We start from the raw sequence: 21,288 nt of genomic DNA, 5'->3' as shown, positions 1-21,288 counted from the left end.
AAAGCGAGAAACGGGTGCGAGCGGCGTAATAAAGGCACCTCGACTCTTGGCACCCGTTTCGCAGCAGGCCCCAGAGCGACTACCCCGACCCGGCCCGCCCCCGACCCCGCGCACCAACCCGCGCCGCAGGCAAAGGCAAAGCCACCGCTGACGCGGATCCGCGCTGCCGCGCGGACAAGGACGCAGACCCGCCGCACCGCCCTCGCCGTAGCGCTAGCTACCCTCGCGCTACTGAGTGCGACCGCGCTGATGGGGACCTCCGGCTGGCTGATCGACCGGGCCTCCCAGCAGCCGCCAGTGCTCTACCTGATGGTGGCCGTCACGTCCGTCAGGACCTTCGGGACGGCGCGCAGCGCGCTCCGCTACGCCGAGCGGCTGGTCAGCCATGACACGGTGTTCCGCTCCCTCGGGAGTCTCCGGTCGACGGTCTACCGAAGGCTGGAGCGTCTCGCTCCGACCGCGACGGCCGCCCGCCTCCGCGGGGACCTGCTGTCCCGGCTGGTCACCGACGTGGACGCGGTGCAGGACTACATGCTCCGGTTCCGGCTGCCGGCCCTCGCCGCCGCGCTCTCGGGCCTGCTCACCGTCGCGGTGATGACGTGGATCCTCCCCCTCGCCGGGGTGATCCTCGCAGCAGGGCTGCTTCTCGCCGGTGTCGCTGTTCCCGCACTCACCGTGCGGCTCTCGGCCCGTGCCGAGAACAGCCAGGCCGGGACGAAGGGCCAACTCGCCGCCGAGACGGTGGCGGTCCTGGACGGCGCCGCCGAACTGACCGTCAGCGGCGCGCTGCCGAGGCGCCTCGCACAGCTCAGGGCCACCGACGCACGGCTGACGGCGTTGTCCCGGCGATCCGCCGGCGGAGCCGGCGCCGGTACCGGATTGGGCACTGCCCTGACCGGGCTGACCGCCACGGCCTGTGCCCTCGTGGGGACCCAGGGCCGGGTCGACGGCGTGTTCCTCGCGGTGCTGGTGCTGACGCCGTTGGCCGCGTTCGAGGCGGTCACCGCGATGCCCGTGGCGGTGCAGTTCCGCCGCCGCAGCGCCCGCTCCGCGGCTCGCGTACTGGAGTTGGTGGATACTCCGGACCCGGTGCTGGATCCCTCGGAACCCGCGGAGCTCCCCGCGGACCCGCTGCCGCTGCGGGTGCGGAACCTGGGGGCGACCTGGCCCGGTCGGGACACCCCGGCGTTGCGCGACGTCAGTCTGACCCTCTCGGCGGGGCGGCGCCTCGCGGTGGTGGGGCCGAGCGGTTCGGGCAAGACCACGCTGGCGAACGTGCTGCTGCGGTTCCTGGAGCCGTCCTCGGGGAGCATCACCCTGAACGGCGCCGACGTGACCACCTTGGACGGCGACGCCACGCGAACGGCTGTGGGGACGTGTGCCCAGGATGCCTATGTCTTCGACAGTTCGCTGCGGGAGAACCTCCGGCTGGCCCGTCCGGGCTGCGACGACGCCGACCTCTCGGCGGCCCTGGCCGCCGCGCGGCTGGACCTGGACCTGGACACCATGGTCGGCGAGCACGGCGCCCGGCTGTCCGGCGGCCAGCGCCAGCGCCTCGCGTTGGCGCGGGCGCTGCTCGCGGACTTCGCGGTGCTGATCCTGGACGAGCCCGCCGAGCATCTGGACCTGCCGACGGCGGACGCGTTGACCGCGGACCTGCTGGCCGCGACGGAGGGCCGGACCACGCTGCTGATCACCCATCGGCTGGCCGGATTGGACGCGGTGGACGAGATCCTGGTGCTGGACGGGGGCCGGGTGGTGCAGCGCGGTGGCTGGCAGGAGCTCATCGACGGGGAGGGTCCGCTGCGGACCATGTGGGAGCGGGAGCGGGAGGCGGACGCGCTGCTGGTCTAACTCGGCTTTCGGTGCAAACCGGCGCAACTTAGGCTCGGTGTTATGACCACCCCCGAGCCGCCGCGTCCGACGCTGGGCCTGGACGCCCTGGTCACCGAGGTGTCCGAGCGGCTGCACGCGGTGGCCGCGGTCAATGACCGGATGCGGGAGCTGCTGGAGGCGGTGGTCGCCGTCAGCTCGGGTCTTGACCTGCATGCCACGCTGCAGCGCATCGCGGCTGCGGCGGCGGACCTGGGGGACGCGAAGTACGCCGCGGTGGGGGTGCTGGCGCAGCACGGGCGGGGGTTGGCCGACTTCATCCAGGTGGGGCTGACCGAGGAGGAGGTCGCCGCGATCGGGGACCTCCCGGTCGGCAAGGGGATCCTCGGGGCGATCATCGAGGACCCCCGGCCGTTGCGGCTGGACGATCTGACGGTGGATCCGCGTGCGGCCGGGGTGCCGCCGAACCATCCGGTGATGCGGTCGTTCCTGAGCGTGCCGATCCGGGTGCGGGACGAGGTGTTCGGGAATCTGTACGTCACCGAGAAGCGGGGCCCTGCCACGTTCACGGCGGAGGACCAGCAGGTGATGGAGGCGTTGGCGGCGGCGGCGGGGGTGGCCATCGAGAACGCCAGGCTGTACGAGGAGGGCCGGCGCAGGGAGCGCTGGATCGCGGGCGCGGGCGAGGTCACCACGGCCATGCTGACCTCGGACGACGCCCATGCCGCGCTGTCGATCGCGGCGGAGCAGGTGCGGGATCTGGCCGGGGCCGCGCTGGGCATGATCCTGCTGCCGACCGGTGACGGCGGCCTGCGGGTCTCGCACGCGGTGGGGCGGGCGGCGGAGTTCGTCAGCGGGGAGTACGTGCCGGCCAACGACCAGGTGGCGCGGCTGCTGCAGGGGGACAGCGTGATCATCGAGGACATGGGCGGCGACGGGCGGACCGCTTCGTGGATCGCCCGGGCCTTCGGTCCCAGCATGGCGCTGCCGATGAAGAGCGCCGGGCGGATCCTGGGCGCGGTCGCGGCCTGGCGGGAGTCGGGGAAGCCGTCCTTCACCGAGGCCGAGCGGGAGTTGGCCGAGGCGTTCGCCTCGCAGGCGGCCCTGGCGCTGCGGCTCGCGGAGGGGCAGCGGGACCAGCAGCGGCTGGCGGTCTACCAGGACCGCGACCGGATCGCCCGGGATCTGCACGACCTGGTGATCCAGCGGCTGTTCGCCACCGGAATGATGATGGAGAGTGCGGCCCGGCAGGCTCAGGCCCACGAGGTGAGGGCCCGGATCAGCGGCGCGGTGGACGAGTTGGACGCCACGATCCAGGAGGTCCGCACGACGATTTACGCTCTGCAGCACGACGACACTCCGGACGGTGGGGGTGATGTGCGGAGCAAGGTGCTGAGGGAGGTGTCGCAGGCGGCGGGGCCGCTGGGGTTCAAGCCGTCGGTGGTGTTCAGCGGCCCGGTCGACTCGATGGTGGGGGAGGGTCTCGGCCGGCATCTGCTGGCCGCGCTGCGGGAGGCGCTGTCGAACGCGGCGCGGCATGCCCGGGCGACGGCGGTGGCGGTGGTGGTGGACACCACGGCGCATATCGCCGAGTCGGGGCGGCCGACCATGGCCCGCAGCGCCTTGCTGCGCCCGGAGGACGATCTGGAGCGGGCGCTGCGGGAGGCGGGCGCGGGCCGTCCGGCTGTGCTGCTGACGGTGACCGACGACGGGGTCGGCATCCCGGCCGAGGGCCGGCGCAGCGGGCTGCGCAATCTCGCCGAGCGGGCGGCCTCGCTGGGCGGCACGGCCTGGCACGGTCCCGGCCCGGACGGCCGGGGCACCACGGTGTCCTGGACCGCGCTGCTATAGGGCGGCGACCAGGGATTCGATGACGGCGGCGACGCCGTCCTGGTCATGGTCGCCGGCCCGGAGCGTGGTGGCGGCGAGGACCTCGGGGTGGGCGTTGGCGACCGCGTAGGCACGGCCCGCCCAGGCCAGCATCGGCAGGTCGTTGGGCATGTCGCCGAAGGCCACCACCTGGTCGGCGGTGATGCCGCGCTCCGCGCACCAGCGGGCGAGGGTGGTGGCCTTGCTCACTCCCAGTGCGCTGATCTCCAGCATCGGGCTGGAGCGGGTGATCTCGGCGAGGCCGCCGGCGGCTCGGCAGGCCCGCCGCAGCAGCTCGTCCGGGTCCAGGGCGGACAGTTTGACCAGCATCTTGAACACCGTGTCGGCGTCGGCGGTGGCGAGGAACTCCTCGGCGGTGGCGATCCGGCTGACGTCCGTCGACTCCCAGGGCGCGGAGCCGAAGCCGCGCTCCTGGGAGAAGCCGAGCGGGTACTCGAAGGCGAAGGTGGCTCCGGGGAGCTCCGCCCGCAGCGCGGTGACCAGGGCGAGCGAGTCCTCGGCGCGCAGCGGGAAGGACTCCACCAGCTCCTTGCGGCGCACGTCGTAGACGGCGCCGCCGTTGGAGCAGATCGCCACCCCGTGCCGGCCGATGTGGTCGGTCAGCGACTCCATCCAGCGGGGTGGGCGGCCGGTCACGAAGACGATGGAGATCCCGGCCGCCTCGGCGAGCGTCAGCGCGGCCTGGGTCCGGGCGGACACGGTGCCGTCGCTGCGGAGCAGGGTGCCGTCGAGGTCGGTGGCGATCAGGCGAGGATGAGTCACTTGACCATCCTCGCTCACCCGGGCGCCGTGACGCCGCGGAGATCCGTCAGACACCCCCCCAGCTGCTCGGGTGTCTGCTCCTCGATCACCTTGGGCACCTCGCGGAGGGCGAAGAGCGTCGCCACGGCTCCGGCGGCGCAGATCGCCGCGCCCATCAGGGTGCTCAGGTGCAGGCCGTGGACGAAGGCGTCCTGGGCGGTGCGCAGCAGTTCGGGGCCCTGCGGGGCGGGCAGGGCCCGGCCCGCGGCCGCGGCGCCGCCGATGTTCTGGTGCGCGGCTGCCGCGACGCTGCTGGTCAGACCGGACGGCAGGTGCAGTGCGCCGCGGTAGCCGCCGGCCAGGATGCTGCCGAGGACCGCGATGCCGAGGCCGCCGCCGAGCTCCATCGCGGTCTCGCCGATGGCCGCGGCGCCGCCGGCCCGCTCCTTGGGGGCGGTGGCCATCATGGTGTCCATGGTCACGCCGAAGACGAAGCCCATGCCTGTGCCGTTGACCAGGATGATCGGGGCCATCACCCAGTAGCCGGTGCTGACGCCGATGGTGCTCATCCCGACCATGCTGACGGCCATCAGGCCGAGGCCGAGCGCGGTGGTGCGGGCCCGTCCGAGCCGGTTGATCATCGCGGCGCAGGACGGGCCGCCGATCATCGCGCCCAGCGGTCCGGCCAGGGTGGCCAGCCCGGCTGTCATCGGGGACCAGCCGCGGACGTCCTGGAAGTACTGGGAGAAGGCCAGGGCCAGGGCGGAGACCGAGACGATGGTGACCAGGTTGGCGCCGACCGAGCCCGCGAACGCCCGGTTGCGGAGCAGCGGCAGGTCGATCAACGGGTTGGCGATCCGGCTCTGGCGGAGGCCGAAGGCCAGCAGGGCGACCGCGCCGACCGCGGCGGCGGTGAGCACCTTGGTCTGCTCGAAGCCGTCGTGGGCGCCGGTCTGGATGGCGTAGACCGCGCCGAACAGGCCGACCACGGAGAGCAGCAGGCTCGGCAGGTCCAGTCGGCGCGGATCGGGGTCGCTGGACTCGATCAGCAGGGCCGCGCCGCTGACGATCAGCAGCAGCATCACCGGGACGTTGATCAGGAACACCGAGCCCCACCAGAAGTGGTCAAGCAGCGCCCCGCCGATCAGCGGGCCCAGCGCGAACCCGGCGGCGGCGACCCCGCCGGAGATCCCCATGGCGAGGGTGCGCTCCTTGGCGTCGGTGAAGGTCGAGCGGATGAGGGAGGCGGTGGACGGCATGACGGTGGCCCCGGCGATGCCCTGCAGCACCCGGCCGACGATCAGCAGGTCGGGGTTGCCGGCGTAGGCGGTGAGCAGCGAGGCCAGTCCGAAGCAGGTCGCGCCGATCAGCAGCAGGCGCTTGCGGCCGATCCGGTCGCCGAGGCCGCCCATCACGACGAGCAGGCTGGCCAGGGCGAAGCTGTAGGCGTCGGCGATCCACAGGATCTGGGTGGCCGAGGGGTCCATCTCGCGCACCAGGTTCGGGATGGCGAGGTTCAGGACGGAGTTGTCGATGCCGAGGAGCAGCGCGGCCGTGGTGCAGATCGCCAGCGTGCCCCACTTACGGGCCGGGGAAGAGGTCATGCCGGTACCCTCGCGGCCCCCGCTGACCAACCCCTGACCAACCGCTGACCGTTTTTTCGGGGGCGCGGGGAACTGCGCGGACAACCCGCCGCTCAGCGTCTCTGCGCTTCCTCCGTCAACGATGCAACCGCCTCGGCCAGGGCGACCCCTCCCAGCCGCAGCCCCCGCGCCACCTCGCGCAGCCAGTTCTCGTGTTCCGGCCGCTCCAATCCCGCCAGCTCCGCGAGTACGTCCGCGGCGTCGGCGAGGACCGGCAGGTTGCGTCCGTCCGTGCCGCGCGGCAGCGCCTGGCGGACGAACTCCCGCGCGGCCGCGGTGTCCCCCTCGGCGGCGGCGATGCGGGTCAGTTCGAGCAGGACCGAGACGCGGAGCCAGTCGCCGCCGAACCAGCCCGGCGGCTGTGCCACGAGCAGGGGTGCGCACAGGTCGCGGGCGGTGCCGAGGTCCCCGCGCAGCCGGGCGATCGCGGCCTGGCAGAGCCGTGCCCGGACCAGGTTGTCGACCGCGCCGACGTGCCGGTACAGCAGGTCGGCCTGGTGGCAGTCGGCCTCGGCGGCGTCCAGGTGGCCGCTGCGGATCCGGCGTTCGGCCCGGTTGCAGAGCAGGTCGGCCAGGTCCTCGCTGGCGCCGATCTCGGCGGCCAGGCGCAGCGACTCGGCGGACTGCCGCTCGGACAGTTCGGTGTCGCCGCGCCAGTAGCTGAGGTTGGCGAGCTCGCCCAGGCCCATGACTCAGGCCCCAGCGGTCGCCGATGCCGCGGAACAGGTCGACGGCGGTGCCGAACTCGCGGACGGCGCCGTCCGGGTCGGCGCCGACATAGAGGTTCCGGAAGCCTTCGCCGATGTGCATCAGGCCGCGGTACCAGGGGTCGGCCAGCCAGAGCGCCCCCTCGTCGGGCGGCAGGTCGTCCAGGTCCTGGGGGACGCCGGTGAAGGGCGCCCAGAGCAGGAACAGCGCCGGGATCCGGCGGGGAGTGCGCCGCAGCTCCCGCATCAGCTCCTCGGCGGCGGCCAGGTGCTCGGCCAGTTCCCGGCGCCCGCCCGGGAGTTGGACGGCCAGGATGACGCAGACCGCGTACTCCTCCTCCAGTCCGGGGAGCGGGTGCGGGCCGGTCGCGTCCAGGACCCGGCGGGCGTAGGGGCCGCCCTCGAAGCGCAGGCCGCGGAGCAGCCAGTAGCCGGCCAGTTCGCCGATCATCCGCAGCGCGGTCCTGGTGTCCGCGCGGCGCAGCGCGGCGTTGAGGTTGTCGTGGTCGGCGGAGAGCCGGCCCAGCCAGTGCACCTGCTCGGCGCCGCGCAGGTGCGGGCTGGCCGCGGCGGCGAGGCCGAGGAAGTGGTCCAGGTGCGCCTGCCGGGCGTCGGCCTCCGCGCCGGACTCGGCCAGCCGCTCGGCCGCGTAGGCGCGGACGGTCTGCAGCAGCCGGTAGCGGACCTCCGGTCCTTCCTGGGCGATGACCAGCGACTTGTCGACGAGCGCGCCGATCAGTTCGAGGGTGTCCGGGCCCGCGCAGACGGCCTCGGCGGCCTCCAGGGTCCAGTCGCCGACAAAGACCGAGGCGCGTCGGAGTACGCCGCGTTCGGCCTCGGGCAGCAGGTCCCAGCTCCAGTCGACCACGGCGCGCAGGGTCTGCTGGCGCGGCCGGGCGGTCCGGCTGCCGCCGGTGAGCAGCCGGAAGCGGTCGTCCAGCCGGTCGGCGATCTGACGGGGGGACAGCATCCGCAGCCGGGCGGCGGCGAGTTCGACGGCGAGCGGCAGCCCGTCGAGGCGGCGGCAGATCTCGGCGACGGCCTCGGGGTCCTGCCGCGGGTCGAAACCGGGGCGGACGGCGTTGGCCCGCTCGGTGAACAGCTGGACGGCGGCGTCCTCGGGCAGTGCGGGGAGCGGGAGCAGTTGCTCGCCGGTGATGCCAAGGGCCTCCCGGCTGGTGGCGAGGATCCGCAGGTCGGGGCAGGCGGAGAGGAGGTCGGCGGCCAGTCGGGCGGCGTCCGCGACCAGGTGTTCGCAGTTGTCCAGCACCAGCAGCAGCGGGCGGTCGGCGAGGGCGGAGGTCAGCCGCCGCAGGGTGCCCGGGCCCTCGGGGCTGCCGCGCAGCCCGGCGCCGCGCAGGCCCAGGGCGCTGAGCACGGCCTGCGCCAGGTCGCTGCCCTCGGTCAGGCCGGACAGGTCGGTGAAGCAGCTGTCCCCGGGGTGGCGGGCGGCGGTCTCGATGGAGATCCGGGTCTTGCCGGTTCCGCCGGGGCCGGTCACCGTCACCAGTCGGCCGCGGCGGAGCAGGTCCTCGATCCGGGCCAGTTCGTGGTCCCGTCCGATCAGCCCGTTGAGCTGGGCGGGCAGCGCCATCCGGGCGTCCGGGGCGGGCGGCGGTGTTTCACGTGGAACCTGTTCGCCGCGCAGCACGGCGAGGTGGGCCGCGGCCAGCTCCGGGCCCGGATCCGCCCCCAGTGCGTCGGCCAGGGCGGTACGGGACCGGGTATAGGTCTCAAGGGCCTCGGCCTGCTGGCCGCTGCCGTGCAGGGCCCGGACCAGCAGCGCGCTGGGCCGCTCGCGCAGCGGGTCGGCGGCGACCAGGGTCCGCAGTTCGGCGATCACCGCGCGGTGCTCGCCGAGCCGGAGTTCGGCCTCGATCCGGTCCTCGGTCGCGGCGAGCCGCTGCTCCTCCAGCCGGGCTTTTTGTGGTCCGGCGAAGGGGGCGTCGCCGACGTCGGCCAGTGCCGGCCCCTGCCACAGCGCCAGCGCGTCCTGCAGCAGTTCGGCGGCCTTCGCGGCGTCGCCGCTGGTCAGCGCGGTACGCCCCTGGCCGGCCAGCCGGGCGAAGCGGTGCACGTCGACCTGTTCCGGATCGACGGCGAGGCGGTAGCCCGAGGGGTGGTTCTCGATCAGTTCGCCGCCGTCCTCGGCGGCCCCGCGCAGCACCCCGCGCAGCCGGGAGAGCTGCGACTGCAGCGCGTTGCCGACCCCGGCCGGCGGCTCCTCCCCGTACAGGCCGTCGATCAGCCGCTGGACGGTGACGATCCGTCCGGCGTCCAGGGCCAGCAGGGCCAGCGCCGCCCGGCGTCCCGGTCCGCCGAGCGCGACCGGGCGTCCGGCGGCGTCCCACGCCTGCGTCGCGCCCAGAATGCCGAATCTCACCCGGTGATTCTCCCGCACCCTTCCGGATTTGCCAGAACATAGCCTGACCTGCTGATTGCATGAGACGATTTCGGGTCTTGGCGGTTCGTTCGCCATGCCGCCGGTACGGCGGACATACAGGTGCAGGGGGCGGGTTTTTGTGGGCAGCGCTGGGCAGTTGGCCAGAGTGCGACGGGAGATAGCACTCGAGTCGTCACGCGTTTTCTGGGGGAACGACGCATGGGCCGAGAACAATCTCGGCCAGCGGAAGCTGATGAGCCACCGCCGGGCGCACCCGGCCGTGGACCTCGACCCGGCCGGGGTCGAACTCGCCGGTGACGTGGCCAGGCTGGGCTACGCGATCCAGGACCCGGCCTACCGCGACGGGCTGATCGAAGAGGTCAGGACGGGCTACGAGGAGGTCATCCAGGACCCGGCGGCCACCGTGGACATGGGCGGCAGGATCAAGGACGTGGTCCGCTACGTGGACGACCCGCTGAGCCGGGTCCCGGCGATGCGCGAGCTGCTCACCGCCCCGGTGCTGCGCACCCTGGACGCCTACTACGGCGGAATGTGGCGGGTGCAGCACGCCCGGATGTGGCGGATCAAGCACCTCACCGAGGAGCAGCGGCAGGTCCACCACTACGGCAACCTGTGGCACTGCGACCAGCACCCGACCTCCACGCTGAAGTTCTTCGTGCAGATCAGCGACGGGGTGACGGTGGAGGGCGGCGCGTTCCGGCTGCACAGCATCCCCAACACCCGCCGGATCATGCGCAGCGGCTACCTCGGCCAGGGCTGGGCCAAGGGCCCGGCCAGGGCGATGCTGGACGACCCGGAGCTGGTGATCCCCTTCGTCGTGCCCGCGGGCATCGGCGCCTTCTGCAACACCACGCAGTGCCTGCACCGCGCCGGGATCCCGCCGGAGGGCACCACCCGGGGCATGGTCCAGTTCACCTTCGTCCCCACCGACGAGCCCAACCTGTCCGGCGACCCGTTCCACGGCCTCGCCCCCGACACCAACGTCGCCGAGGGCAAGTTCGCCTGACCTGCGCACGGCCGCCCCGGTGGTCCGGGGCGGCGCTGGGTGTCGACCGCAGCCCGGCGGTCAGCCCAGCGGTCAGCCCAGCTGGGCCACGCCCTCGGTGGCGATCTTCTCGAAGACGGCGAGGTCGTTGGCGAAGATGGAGTCCGGGACCGGCCAGTGGATGACGATCTCGTCGATGCCCAGGGCCTGGTACGTGCCGGCGTAGTCGACGAAGGCGTCGAGGGACTGCAGCGGCTTCTCGGCGGTGGAGCCCTGGAGCAGCATCCGGTCGATGCCGGCGTAGTCGCGGCCCTGGGCCTCGCAGGCGGCGCGGAGCCTGCCGAGCTGGGCCCCGACCACGCCGGGAGCCTGGTCGGCCGGGATCTCGGCCGGTCCGCGCGGGTCGCCGTAGGTGACCCAGCCCTGGCCGTACTCGGCGGTCAGCCGGAGCCCGCGCGGTCCGGTCGCGGCCACGTAGAAGGGGACCCGGGGCCGCTGCACGCAGCCGGGGATGTTGCGGGCCTCGACAGCGGAGTAGAACGTGCCCCGCTCGGTGGTCGCGTCCTGGGTGAGCAGCTTGTCCAGCAGCGGCAGGAACTCGTCGAACCGGTCCGCCCGCTGCCGCGCGGTCCACTCCTCCTGCCCCAACGCCGTCGCGTCGAAGCCGGTCCCGCCCACCCCGATGCCCACAGTCAGCCGGCCGCCGGAGATATCGTCAACCGTCAGCAACTCCTTCGCCAGAGTCACCGGATGACGGAAGTTGGGGGACGTGACGAGAGTCCCGAGCCGGATCCGCTCGGTCGCGGTGGCTGCCGCGGTCAGGGTCGGCACCGCCCCGAACCACGGCTCGTCCCGGAACGACCGCCAGGACAGATGGTCATAGGTGTACGCGGCGTGGAACCCCAGCTCCTCGGCCCGCCGCCACACCTTCCGCCCCTCGGACCAGCGGTGGATCGGCAGAATCACAGTGCTCAGACGCATGGTTGCGACCTTACGCGGTCGGTCGGCTCACCTGTGTGACCAGGTGCAGGGCCGAGCGCATGCCTATTCCGCTGGCTGCCCACCAGGGTGTCGAGGCGCGCGATCCGAGCTGCCGCGGGCTTCACGGCCACAGGTACGCCGTCGGCGCGATGCTTGCTGCTGCGGCCCAGCTGGGGCACGGGGAGGTGACGGTCGTGACCGGCGATGTCGAGGACCTGCGCGGGCTGTGTCAGGCGCGCGTCGGGGTGGGACGGGTCTGACCCGGTGGGACGGCATTCCGGCCTTTTCATACGTTTACGCACGGCGTCCATACCGATCACGTAAAGAAGTTGTTTGAATTCCGTTTGATTGGCCATACTCGCTGATCGCGCCCGTCTTCAGTCGTGCGTGGCCGCCCCGAGGGGGACTGCGGCGGAACGCGATCGTGGGGGTAGTCGGTGGGCGACGAGAATGTTGGTTCGGCGGAATCCGGTTCGGATCCGGTGACGCAGGGCGGCATACCGCAGGACGCCGTACCGGCGTCCGCGCCGCCCGTCCCCGCGCCACTGCTTCCGCCGCCTCCGCCGCCCGGTTACTACCCGCCGGTGCCGCCGCCACCGCCGGGGTACCAGCCGCTGCCGGCCGGGCCGCGTTCGCGTCGGGGCATGTACGTGGCCCTCGCCGTCGCCGGCTGGCTGGTCATCGCGGCGGGGACCGCCACCGCCGTGGTGGCGGTCGGCTCGGACGGTACGACCACGACCGTGGCGGACGCCGAACCCAGCGCCACCGCCTCGGCGACCCCGTCGGCCGCCCCGACCACGCTCGCGCCGACGCCGACTCCGAAGGCTGTCCCGAGCCCCACGTCCACGGTCAGGGGCACCGTCTCCGGGTCCACCCACAAGGGTGACCTGCGGTACTTCCTGCTCCCCGTGCCGGCCGACGCCGTCGCCTACGGCGATCAGGACGGCACCAAGATGACGGTGTCCGACCTCGCCAAGCTGCTGGGCAACCCGACCACCAGCAAGCAGATCCTCAAGGAGTACGGCTGCTCGGGCGGTGCCACCCGTACCTACCGGACCAATGACGGTACCTACACGGTGGAGACCCAGCTGATGCACTTCAGCAGCTCCGGCTACGCGAGCGACTGGGTGCAGGGGCTGACCTTCGGCTCCAAGGCGAAGGCCTTCACGGTCTCCGGCGTCTCCGGCGCGAGGGGGTTCGCGATCGACCCCACCGACCCGGCCGACGACGGCGAGTTGTTCGCCATCGCGCATGTGGGCGACGTGGAGTACGAGATCACCGTGACCGGGACCGGGAAGCTCCCGCGCTCAGTGCTGAAGCCACTGATGCAGCGTGAAGTGCAGCGTCTCAAGTCCGGCCACTGAGCAGTCCCGAGACGTCCCGTGGAGGAACGTTGACCACCGAAGCAGGCGACGCGGCGGCCCCAGAGCCGGCCCCCGTCGCGATACCCGACAAACCCGAGGCAGTGGCTGCGCCCATGGCCCAGGCTGAGCCCACGGCACCGGCTGAGCCCGAGGCATCTGCCGAGCCCGTGGTTCAGGCCGATGCCGAGGCACCTGCCGAACCTGAAGCTACGACCGATCCCGAGGCGTCGACCGAGCCCCACGTGCCGGCCGATGCCGAAGCTCCGGTCGAGCCCACGGCACCGGCCGAGCCTGACGCTCCGGCCTACGCCGTCCAGGCGCCGGCCGAACCCGCAGCGCCGGCCTACGCCCACGCGCCAACCGACGCCCACGCGCCGGCCGATACCGACGCGCCGTCAGGCGTCAGGCGGCGCCCCCGTGGGCGGACCGCGCTGATCATGGCGGCGGCCGTGGTCCTCGGCGTCCTCGGCGGGGGCGGAGCCGGCTACGCCGTGCAGGCGGCGCGCAAGCCCACCCCGCTGCCCTCGCTCGCCGTCGCCCAGCCGAAGTACCCCGCCAAGCGGGTCGCGATTCCCGCGCTGCCCGCGGCCCAGGACGACCAGGTGAAGACCGACGGTGACCTGACCAAGCTGCTGGTGCCTGCTCCAGCCGGGGTGAAGGCGAATCCCGACCGGGACGCGATCGACAACTGGCTGGACCTCGCGGACTTCGCGGAGACCTTCGTCAAACCCGGTGTGGCCTTCAGCCACCAGGCGGAGCAGCGTTTCCGCCGTGCCGCGGAAGCCGGTTGGGACAAGGGACCGGAGAGCACCACGGTGTTTCTGGTCCAGTACGCCGACGGCGACACCGACGCGGCCCGGAGCGAGATGTCGGACCAGGAGAGCTACGGCCACGACGCGACCGGCGGCACCGCGGTCGACGTGCCGCACACGATCGGCGGCGAGGTGTTCCCCGGTCAGAAGAAACTGGGAGGTTCGGACCCGTACTACGAGGGACGCGGGTACGCCCAGCACGGCGACATCTCGGTCGAGATCTTCGTCGATTCTGCCCACCCGGTCAGCGCGAAGACGCTGCTGACACTTCTGCAGAGCCAGTTGGAGCGACTGTGACCCCCGAACTTCCGCCGCCGGCACCGGTGAGGAAGCCTGGCCGAGGCCGTTGGGCGGCGCTCGGAACGGCTGCTGTGCTGTCCGCCGTCGTGGTCGGCGGTGGCGTCGGCTTCGGCGTGCTGCAGGTGGTGAACAAGCCGAAGCACCAGGCGGCAGCCGCGAAGAAGCCGGCCCCGGTCAAGCCGCCGACTTATGGCGCGCTGTCCAACGGAAACCACTTCGGTTCGCTCGGCGACCTGTTGGTGCCCGTACCCACGGACATGGAACCCGGCCCGGACTACTACGAGTTCGGCAATGACACGGTGCTGTCTGCGTCCGAGTACCAGGCGATCTTCACGAAGTCGATCGGGTTCATGTCCACAGCCGATCGCAAGCTGGAGCAGCAGGACTTCCTGGCCAGCCACACCAAGGGGTACGCGCTGCGCACCTTCCTGAAGTCCGGCTCGACGGTGATCACCATCTCGCTGCGCCAGGAGAACCAGCAGTCCGCGGCCCTGGCTGCGACGTTCCGCAAGCACCTGGCCGACGCGACCGGAGCCTACCGGCCCGGCCCGGGCGTTCCGGGGTTCCCGGCCACCCACTGCTACCTGCCACCGCTGCCGAGCGGGGACAAGCTGGACTACATGGACTGCGACGCCTCGGTCGGGGACATCTCGGTGTGGATGGACGTCGAAGGGGTCGCGCCCTTGGACAGTGCCTCGGCCGTCTCCCTGCTCTCGCAGCAGCTCACCCGCCTCGCCATCCCGGGAGCCCAGACATGAGCGAGCAGCCCGTCACCGCACCGCCCGCACCCGAACCGCCAGCCACAGAACCGCTCGTCACCGAACCGCCCGCACCCGCACCGCCCGTCACCGAACCGCCCGCACCCGCGCCGTACGGCGCCGCCACGGTGTGGGCTGTGCCGCCGTACCTGGCGCCGGCGCCACCGTCGCCGCGCGACCGCGCCTGGGTGCGGACCGCGCTGCGCTGGACCACGGCCGCCGTGGTCTGCGCCGCGGTCTGCGTGGGCACCGCCGTCGCGGTGACGGCCCCGCGCCGCACCGACCTTCCGGGGCTGCGGACTCCGGCCGACGGCCGGTACGCCTTTCCGCGGCTGACGCTGCCGGCCCTGCCGCCGAAGGCGCTCACCCCGTCCCAGGGCGCGGATGCCACGGGGGACTCGGACCATGCGGCGGACCTGCGGAAGCTGCTGCTGCCCGCCCCCCTCGGAGCGAGGACGGTCAAGGGCTTCCTGCCGGACCCGACCGGCTGGTACCCGGCCGCCTCGTACATCAAGGACATGGGCGGAAAGCCCGAGCTCACGTCGGAGTTCAGCGCTTTCGGCCTGCGCCACATCGCCGCCCGCGCCTGGGTCGCCGCGGACGGGACCCGTACGACGGTCTACCTGCTGCAGTTCCGCGCGGACGTCGACGCGGGCACCGTCTTCGACGGGGACTCGGCGTCCACTCGGCCCGCAGGTGTGACGGGTCTGGTCGAGGACGGCTCGATCGTCTTCCCCGGCCTGGTCACCGGCGTGCGCACGGAAGCGCTGGCGCGGCCCGCGGGTCACGGCGGCCAGGCCGTGAGGGTGGGCTACGTCAAGGTCGGCGAGGTGGAGGCGGTCATCGTGATGAGCAGCTCCAAGGCCGTCCCGCTGGTGAACTTCAAGCAGGTGGTCGGTCTGCAGGGCGAGCTGCTGCAGGGCTGACCCGGCGCGGAGGGGGCCGTCCCCCCAAGGCGTCCCCTAGGGGACGGCCCTCTCGCCGTACCCCGGAAGGTGGGGGATCCCGCCGCCCCAAGCCTGATGCGCCGACCGGCACGGCACCGATACGGTCGTCCCGTGTCTGTCATCATCACGGACAACCTCACCAAGAGGTTCCCCCGGGTCACCGCGCTGGATCGGCTTACCGTCGATGTGCAGCCCGGAGTGGTCGGCCTGGTCGGAGCGAACGGCGCAGGCAAGTCCACACTCATCAAGATCCTGCTGGGGCTCGCCCCGGCCACCGAAGGCAGCGCCAGCGTTCTCGGCCTCGACGTCGCCACCCAGGGCGAAGCCATCCGCGAGCGCGTCGGCTACATGCCCGAACACGACTGCCTGCCACCCGATGTCTCGGCCACCGAGTTCGTGGTGCACATGGCGCGGATGTCCGGCCTCCCGGCCGCCGCCGCCCGTGAACGCACCGCGGACACGCTGCGCCACGTCGGCCTCTACGAAGAGCGGTACCGCCCCATCGGGGGCTACTCCACCGGTATGAAGCAGCGGGTGAAGCTGGCCCAGGCGCTCGTCCACGACCCGCAGCTGGTGCTGCTCGACGAGCCGACCAACGGGCTCGACCCGGTCGGCCGCGACGACATGCTGGGGCTGATCCGGCGGGTCCACAGCGACTTCGGGATCTCGGTCCTGGTCACCTCGCACCTGCTCGGCGAGCTGGAGCGGACCTGCGACCACGTGGTCGTCGTCGACGGGGGCAGGCTGCTGCGCTCCTCGTCCACGGCCGACTTCACCCAGTTCACCCAGCTGCTCGCGGTCGAGGTGACCGACCGCAGGTCGGATCCGGCCTTCGACGCGGACGCGGCCCTGCGCGAGCGGCTGGCCGTGGACGGCCTGACGGTCGGTCCCTCGGTGGACGGCAACCGGGTGCTGCTGGTCGAGATCAAGGGCGACGAGACCTACGACCTGATCCGCGACGCCGTCGCCGACCTCGGGCTCGGGCTGGTGCGGATGGAGCAGCGCCGGCACCACATCTCCGAGGTCTTCCACAGCCGGGAGGAGGAGACCACCCATGTCTGAGCCCGTACAGATGTCCAAGCCAGTGCCGTCCCAGCCGCCCCAGTCGTCCCAGCCGGCCGAGCCGGGCGCCCGCGCCGATGTGATCCACGACATCGGCTACCGCCACTACGACGGCCCGCGCCTGGGCCGCGCCTACGCGGCCCGCTCGCTGTTCGTGCTCAGCCTGCGCGGCAGCTTCGGCCTCGGACGGTCCGTCAAGTCCAAGATCCTGCCCATGGCCCTGCTCGCGGTGATGTGCGTGCCCGCGCTGATCATCGTCGCGGTGGTGGTCTACCTGAAGCGGGACACCTTCCCCAGCTCGGTGACCTACCCGCACTACCTGTCGCTGATGCAGTTCGTGATCGCCGTCTTCGTCGCCGCCCAGGCGCCGGTGGCGCTGTCCCGGGACCTGCGCTTCATGACCCTGCCGCTGTACTTCTCCCGGCCGCTGACCTCGCGGGACTACGTCCAGTCCAAGTTCGCGGCGATGTTCTCCGCGATCTTCCTGCTGACCGCGCTGCCGATGCTGATCTTCTGGATCGGCTCGCTGCTGGCGTCGATGCCGTTCGTGCAGAACCTGGAGTACTTCGGCTACGGGCTGGTCGCCGCCGCCCTGTACGCGCTGCTGTACACCGGGCTGTCGCTGGCCATCGCCGCGACCACGTCGCGCCGGGGCTTCGGCGTCGCCGCGATCATCGCGCTGTTCCTGATCTCCGAGGCCGTGGCCGGGATCATCTGGGCGGTGCTCGACAACAACGGGCACGCGTCCACGGCCGGGTGGGCCCTGGTGATCAGCCCCAACTCGCTGATCCAGGCCAGCGTCGACTGGCTGTTCGGGCTGACCGACGGCAGCAGCGACTTCGGGGTCCCGTCCAGCCTCGGCGGGGTCGTCTTCCTCGTCGAGATCGCGCTGATCGCCGCCGCCACGTTCGGACTGATGGTCCGTCGCTACCGGAAGATCTGAGAGGCCGTCATGACCACCATCAGCATCGACCGGGTGTCCCGCTGGTTCGGCAACGTCGTCGCCGTCAACGACGTCAGCATGACGATCGAGCCGGGCGTCACCGGTCTGCTCGGCCCCAACGGGGCCGGGAAGTCCACCCTGATCCACATGATGAGCGGCTTCCTGCCGCCCTCCTCCGGCGCCGTCACCATCGACGGCGTCCAGGTGTGGAAGAACCAGCAGGCGTACCGGCAGATCGGGCTCGTGCCCGAGCGCGAGGCCATGTACGACTTCATGACCGGCGCCGAGTTCGTCCTCGCCAACGCCGAACTGCACGGCCTGCCCGACCCCGGGGCGGCGGCGGCCCGCGCCATCGCCACCGTGGAGATGGAGTACGCCCAGGACCGCAAGGTCACCACGTACTCCAAGGGCATGAAGCAGCGGGTCAAGATGGCCTCGGCGCTGGTCCACGACCCGGCCGTGCTGCTGCTCGACGAGCCCTTCAACGGGATGGACCCGCGGCAGCGGATGCACCTGATGGAGCTGCTGCGCCGGTTCGGCTCGGACGGCCGCACCGTGCTCTTCTCCTCGCACATCCTGGAGGAGGTGGAGCAGCTCGCCCGCCACATCGAGGTGGTCGTCGCCGGTCGGCACGCGGCCTCGGGCGACTTCCGCAAGATCCGGCAGCTGATGACCAACCGTCCGCACCGCTACCTGATCCGCTCCAGCGACGACCGGGCCCTGGCCGCCGCGCTGATCGCGGACTCCTCCACGGCCGGCATCGAGCTGGACTGGAAGGAGAAGGCGCTGCAGATCCAGGCCATCGACTACTACCGCTTCACGGAACTGGTGCCCCGGGTCGCCAAGGAGGCCGGGATCCGGCTGCTCACCGTCTCACCCGCGGACGAGTCGCTGGAGAGCGTCTTCTCCTACCTGGTGTCCTCATGACCGGCGCCCCCCTTTCCAAGAAGGTGAACCAGTGAACATCACCGTCGCCCGGCTGACGGTACGCGGCCTGCTGGGCCGCCGCCGCGGCCTGCTGCTGCTCGCGGTGCCCGCGCTGCTGCTGGTCCTGTCCCTGATCATCCGGGCCACCATCGGCCAGGACGAGAGCACCACCGTCAATCTGCTCGGCACGCTCGCCCTGGGCACCCTGGTGCCGCTGCTCGGCCTGATCGCCGGGACCGGGGCGATCGGCCCGGAGATCGACGACGGCTCGATCATCTACCTGCTGGCCAAGCCGCTGCCCCGGTGGAAGATCATCACCACCAAGCTGGCGGTCGCGATCGGCTGCACCGTCGCCTTCGCGGCGATCCCGACCTACCTGGCCGGGGTGATCCTCTTCGGCAACTTCGAGAGCCTGGCCCTGGCGTACGGGGCCGCCGCGCTCGTCGCGGGGATCGCCTACAGTGCGATCTTCCTGCTGTTCGGGGTGATCACCCGGCACGCCGTGGTGGTCGGCCTGATCTACTCGCTGTTGTGGGAGAGCATCCTGGGCAACTTCGTCAGCGGGGTGAAGGACCTCAGCGTCCAGCAGTGGGCGCTGGCCGTGGCCGGCAAGATCGCCGACCCCGGCGTGGTCAGCTCCGCGGTGAAGCTGCCGACGGCGGTGCCGCTGCTGATCGTTGTGGCCCTGGGCACGGCGGTGTTCGCCGCCTTCCGCCTCACGCGGCTCACGCTCGCGGGCGAGGAGTAGGCGTACGCGGGCGGGCGCTTCCGTACGGCGGGCGGCGCACGTCCGTCGTGGTGTCTGTTCGCGCAGTTCCCCGCGCCCCTGAGGTAGGTGCCTGGCCGAGCCCGGCAGCACCCCAGGGGCGCGGGGAACTGCGCGAACAAGAGCCACAACGAACGTGCACCGCCGTACGCGCGACTACCCCGCGGCCCGGAGCGTGTGCGCCCGTCCCGCGCCGAGCCCGGCGCCCAGCGCGACGCCACAGCAGCCGAGCAGCAGCACCAGCGGCAACCCCCACCCGCCGGTGGCCTCGTGCAGCGCACCGAAACCGACCGGGCCCGCCGCGGCGATGAAGTAGCCGACCATCTGCGCCATCCCGGACAGCTGCGAGGCCACCGCCGCACCCCCGGCACGCAGCACGATCAGTGCCATCGCCAGCCCGAACCCGCCGCCCTGGGCGATGCCGAGCAGTACCGCCCACAGCCAGGCCCCGCCGACCGGGGCCAGCAGCAGCCCGCTGATCCCGGCGACGTTGCAGCCGACCATCAGGACCACCAGCGTGCGCTGACTGGTCATCCGCCCGGCCATCAGCGGCACCAGGAACGCGCCGCCGACCTGGACCAGGTTGCAGAAGGCGAAGACCGCCCCGGCCGTGCCGCGGTCCATGCCCTGGTCGGTGAGGATGGTCGGCATCCAGGCGATCAGGGTGTAGGAGAGCAGCGACATCATCCCCATGTAGAGCGCCAGTTGCCAGGCCAGCGGATGCTTCCACAACCCGGCCATCCGCGCCGCTCCGAGCTGCGGCAGCGCCCCCGCCCCCGCTACTGCCACCGGCCGCCGCCGCACCTGCGGCAGCCAGACCAGGCCGGCGAACAGCGCCAGCACCGACCAGGACGCCAGCGACCCCTGCCAGCCGCCGAAGGCATGCTCCATCGGGACGGAGAGCGCCGCGGCCAGCGTCGCCCCGACGATCATCGCGGTGGAGTAGACCCCGGTCATGGTCGCCGCGCGGTCCGGGAAGTCCCGCTTGACCAGGCCCGGCAGGGTGACGTTCAGCAGCGCGATGGCCGCGCCGATGACGATGCTTCCGGCGAACAGCGTCCAGACGCCGGACACCACCCGCAGGCCGACCCCGGCGGCGAGCAGCCCCAGCGCGCCCAGCACCACCCGCTCGGGGCTGAAGCGGCGGACCAGCTTCGGCACGAACGGCGCGGTGATCCCCATCAGCAGCACCGGCAGGGTGGTCAGCAGCCCGCCCGCGGTGGAGGACAGACCGTAGGCCCCGCTGACATCGGTGAGCAGCGGCGACACGGCGGACAGCGCGGCGCGCATGTTCAGCGACACCAGCAGGATGCCGATCAGCGCGGTCGCCGGGTGGACGGCGATCCTGGCCGCCAGGGAGGGGGCGTCGGTGCTCGGGGCGTACGGCGTCCGGGCGTCGAGGGTGGTGCGCGACATGGGGTTCTTTCCGGTGGAGCGTGCGGTTCGGCGTTCGGTGGGTCAGTTCTGGGGCGGGGAGGGCTTGTTGAGCAGCCGTCCGACGGCCGCCATCGGCTCGTCCAGCAGCAGCCGGCAGGCGGCCTCGGCGGCGTCGGGGTCGCCGGAGGCGACGGCGTCGACCAGGGCGCGGTGCGAGGCGAGGTCGACCTCGGGCATGTCCTGGTCGCCGAAGGAGGAGCGCATCGACTCGCGGACCGAGGCGCTGAAGTAGCGGTAGACCTCGGTCAGCGCGGGGTTGTGCGCGGACTCGACCACGGCGGTGTGGAACTCGAGGTCGTGCTCCACGGTGGCCTCGCGGCCGGCCCGCTCCGGCTCGGTGGGCAGGCTGTGGCGTTCAAGGACGGCCGCCTCGGCGTCCAGCGCGGACCGCATCCGGGCCAGGTCCTCGGGGGTGTGCCGGAGCGCGGCCAGCCGGGCCGCCTCGGTCTCCAGCGCGGCGCGGACCTCGAGGACGTCCCGCACTCCCGCCCGCTGCACCCCGTGCAGCACCGCGGCGGGGTCGCTGGTGGAGCGGACGAAGGTGCCCTCGCCCTGGCGGGACTGCAGCATCCCGGAGTGCACCAGCACCCGTACCGCCTCGCGGACGGTGTTCCGGCCGACCCGCAGCTGCTCGGCCAGCTCGTGCTCGGTCGGGATGCGGTCGCCGACCTGCCAGGCGCCGCTGCTGAGCTGGGCGCGGAGCTGCTCGATGGCGGAGTCGACCAGGGAGGTCCGCCCGGCGGCATGCAGGTTGCTGCTCACGTGGTCAGGTCCTCCGGTCGTCCTAC

Annotated in this window: 16 protein-coding genes; 11 read left to right on the top strand and 5 right to left on the bottom strand. The window is 72.3% G+C overall.

Annotated elements, in window-relative coordinates; genetic code table 11:
• Together cydC and ACEZDG_RS17255 are read left to right on the top strand one after the other, a co-directional pair.
• Window positions 1-1,854 (top strand): thiol reductant ABC exporter subunit CydC (gene cydC, locus ACEZDG_RS17260; RefSeq protein ID WP_380509790.1); only part of this gene is annotated, 1,854 nt, incomplete at its 5' end.
• 42 nt (window positions 1,855-1,896) lie between these two features.
• Window positions 1,897-3,684, top strand: a complete 1,788-nt coding sequence (locus ACEZDG_RS17255; RefSeq protein ID WP_380509787.1) for a GAF domain-containing sensor histidine kinase — start codon at window positions 1,897-1,899, stop codon at window positions 3,682-3,684.
• Here the strand turns inward: ACEZDG_RS17255 and ACEZDG_RS17250 are convergent.
• Together ACEZDG_RS17250 and ACEZDG_RS17245 are read right to left on the bottom strand one after the other, a co-directional pair.
• Window positions 3,679-4,485 (bottom strand): HAD family hydrolase, encoded by an 807-nt coding sequence (locus ACEZDG_RS17250; protein WP_380509784.1) that lies wholly within the window; start codon window positions 4,483-4,485, stop codon window positions 3,679-3,681. The two genes, ACEZDG_RS17255 and ACEZDG_RS17250, sit on opposite strands and share 6 nt — an antisense overlap.
• Window positions 4,486-4,499: 14 nt before the next feature.
• Window positions 4,500-9,197 (bottom strand): MFS transporter, encoded by a 4,698-nt coding sequence (locus tag ACEZDG_RS17245; protein ID WP_380509781.1) that lies wholly within the window; start codon window positions 9,195-9,197, stop codon window positions 4,500-4,502.
• Window positions 9,198-9,450: 253 nt separating this feature from the next.
• On the opposite strand from ACEZDG_RS17245, the gene ACEZDG_RS17240 reads away from it, so the two are divergent.
• Window positions 9,451-10,224, top strand: a complete 774-nt coding sequence (locus tag ACEZDG_RS17240; protein ID WP_380509778.1) for a hypothetical protein — start codon at window positions 9,451-9,453, stop codon at window positions 10,222-10,224.
• Between the two features lie 72 nt (window positions 10,225-10,296).
• Here ACEZDG_RS17240 and ACEZDG_RS17235 read toward each other — a convergent pair whose 3' ends face one another.
• A complete protein-coding gene (locus ACEZDG_RS17235; protein ID WP_380509775.1) occupies window positions 10,297-11,184 on the bottom strand; it encodes an LLM class flavin-dependent oxidoreductase in 888 nt (295 codons plus the stop codon).
• A 644-nt stretch (window positions 11,185-11,828) separates the two neighbouring features.
• Here ACEZDG_RS17235 and ACEZDG_RS17230 point away from each other — a divergent pair.
• From ACEZDG_RS17230 to ACEZDG_RS17195, 8 genes are all read left to right on the top strand, one after another.
• Window positions 11,829-12,548, top strand: coding sequence for a hypothetical protein (locus tag ACEZDG_RS17230; RefSeq protein ID WP_380509772.1), 720 nt, complete (start codon window positions 11,829-11,831; stop codon window positions 12,546-12,548).
• A 242-nt stretch (window positions 12,549-12,790) separates the two neighbouring features.
• On the top strand, window positions 12,791-13,657 hold the full coding sequence (locus tag ACEZDG_RS17225; RefSeq protein WP_380509769.1) for a hypothetical protein: 867 nt from the start codon (window positions 12,791-12,793) through the stop codon (window positions 13,655-13,657).
• A 74-nt stretch (window positions 13,658-13,731) separates the two neighbouring features.
• The gene (locus ACEZDG_RS17220) at window positions 13,732-14,418 is read left to right on the top strand and encodes a hypothetical protein (protein ID WP_380509766.1); all 687 of its coding nucleotides are present in this window, start codon (window positions 13,732-13,734) and stop codon (window positions 14,416-14,418) included.
• Window positions 14,415-15,344 (top strand): hypothetical protein, encoded by a 930-nt coding sequence (locus ACEZDG_RS17215; RefSeq protein WP_380509764.1) that lies wholly within the window; start codon window positions 14,415-14,417, stop codon window positions 15,342-15,344. The genes ACEZDG_RS17220 and ACEZDG_RS17215 overlap by 4 nt, the downstream gene beginning before the upstream one ends.
• Window positions 15,345-15,476: 132 nt before the next feature.
• Window positions 15,477-16,427, top strand: a complete 951-nt coding sequence (locus tag ACEZDG_RS17210) for an ABC transporter ATP-binding protein (RefSeq protein ID WP_380509761.1) — start codon at window positions 15,477-15,479, stop codon at window positions 16,425-16,427.
• A complete protein-coding gene (locus ACEZDG_RS17205) occupies window positions 16,420-17,370 on the top strand; it encodes an ABC transporter permease (protein ID WP_380509758.1) in 951 nt (316 codons plus the stop codon). Before ACEZDG_RS17210 ends, ACEZDG_RS17205 begins: the two co-directional genes overlap by 8 nt.
• 9 nt (window positions 17,371-17,379) lie before the next feature.
• Window positions 17,380-18,297 carry an ABC transporter ATP-binding protein gene (locus tag ACEZDG_RS17200; RefSeq protein WP_380509755.1) on the top strand — a complete coding sequence of 306 codons (918 nt, stop codon included), beginning with the start codon at window positions 17,380-17,382 and terminating at the stop codon, window positions 18,295-18,297.
• A 31-nt stretch (window positions 18,298-18,328) separates the two neighbouring features.
• Complete coding sequence (locus tag ACEZDG_RS17195; protein WP_380509752.1) at window positions 18,329-19,045, top strand: ABC transporter permease subunit; 717 nt, start codon at window positions 18,329-18,331, stop codon at window positions 19,043-19,045.
• Window positions 19,046-19,219: 174 nt separating this feature from the next.
• On the opposite strand, the gene ACEZDG_RS17190 is transcribed toward ACEZDG_RS17195, so the two are convergent.
• Together ACEZDG_RS17190 and ACEZDG_RS17185 are read right to left on the bottom strand one after the other, a co-directional pair.
• Window positions 19,220-20,479 (bottom strand): CynX/NimT family MFS transporter, encoded by a 1,260-nt coding sequence (locus tag ACEZDG_RS17190; RefSeq protein ID WP_380509749.1) that lies wholly within the window; start codon window positions 20,477-20,479, stop codon window positions 19,220-19,222.
• 42 nt (window positions 20,480-20,521) lie between these two features.
• Window positions 20,522-21,262, bottom strand: coding sequence for a FadR/GntR family transcriptional regulator (locus tag ACEZDG_RS17185; RefSeq protein WP_380509746.1), 741 nt, complete (start codon window positions 21,260-21,262; stop codon window positions 20,522-20,524).
• Between the last annotated feature and the right edge of the window lie 26 nt (window positions 21,263-21,288).

The organism is Streptacidiphilus alkalitolerans (assembly GCF_042511045.1).
GTDB lineage: Bacteria > Actinomycetota > Actinomycetes > Streptomycetales > Streptomycetaceae > Streptacidiphilus > Streptacidiphilus alkalitolerans.
The sequence above is the reverse complement of the archived record's forward strand: the minus strand, read 5'-3'. Positions and strand labels throughout refer to the sequence as shown.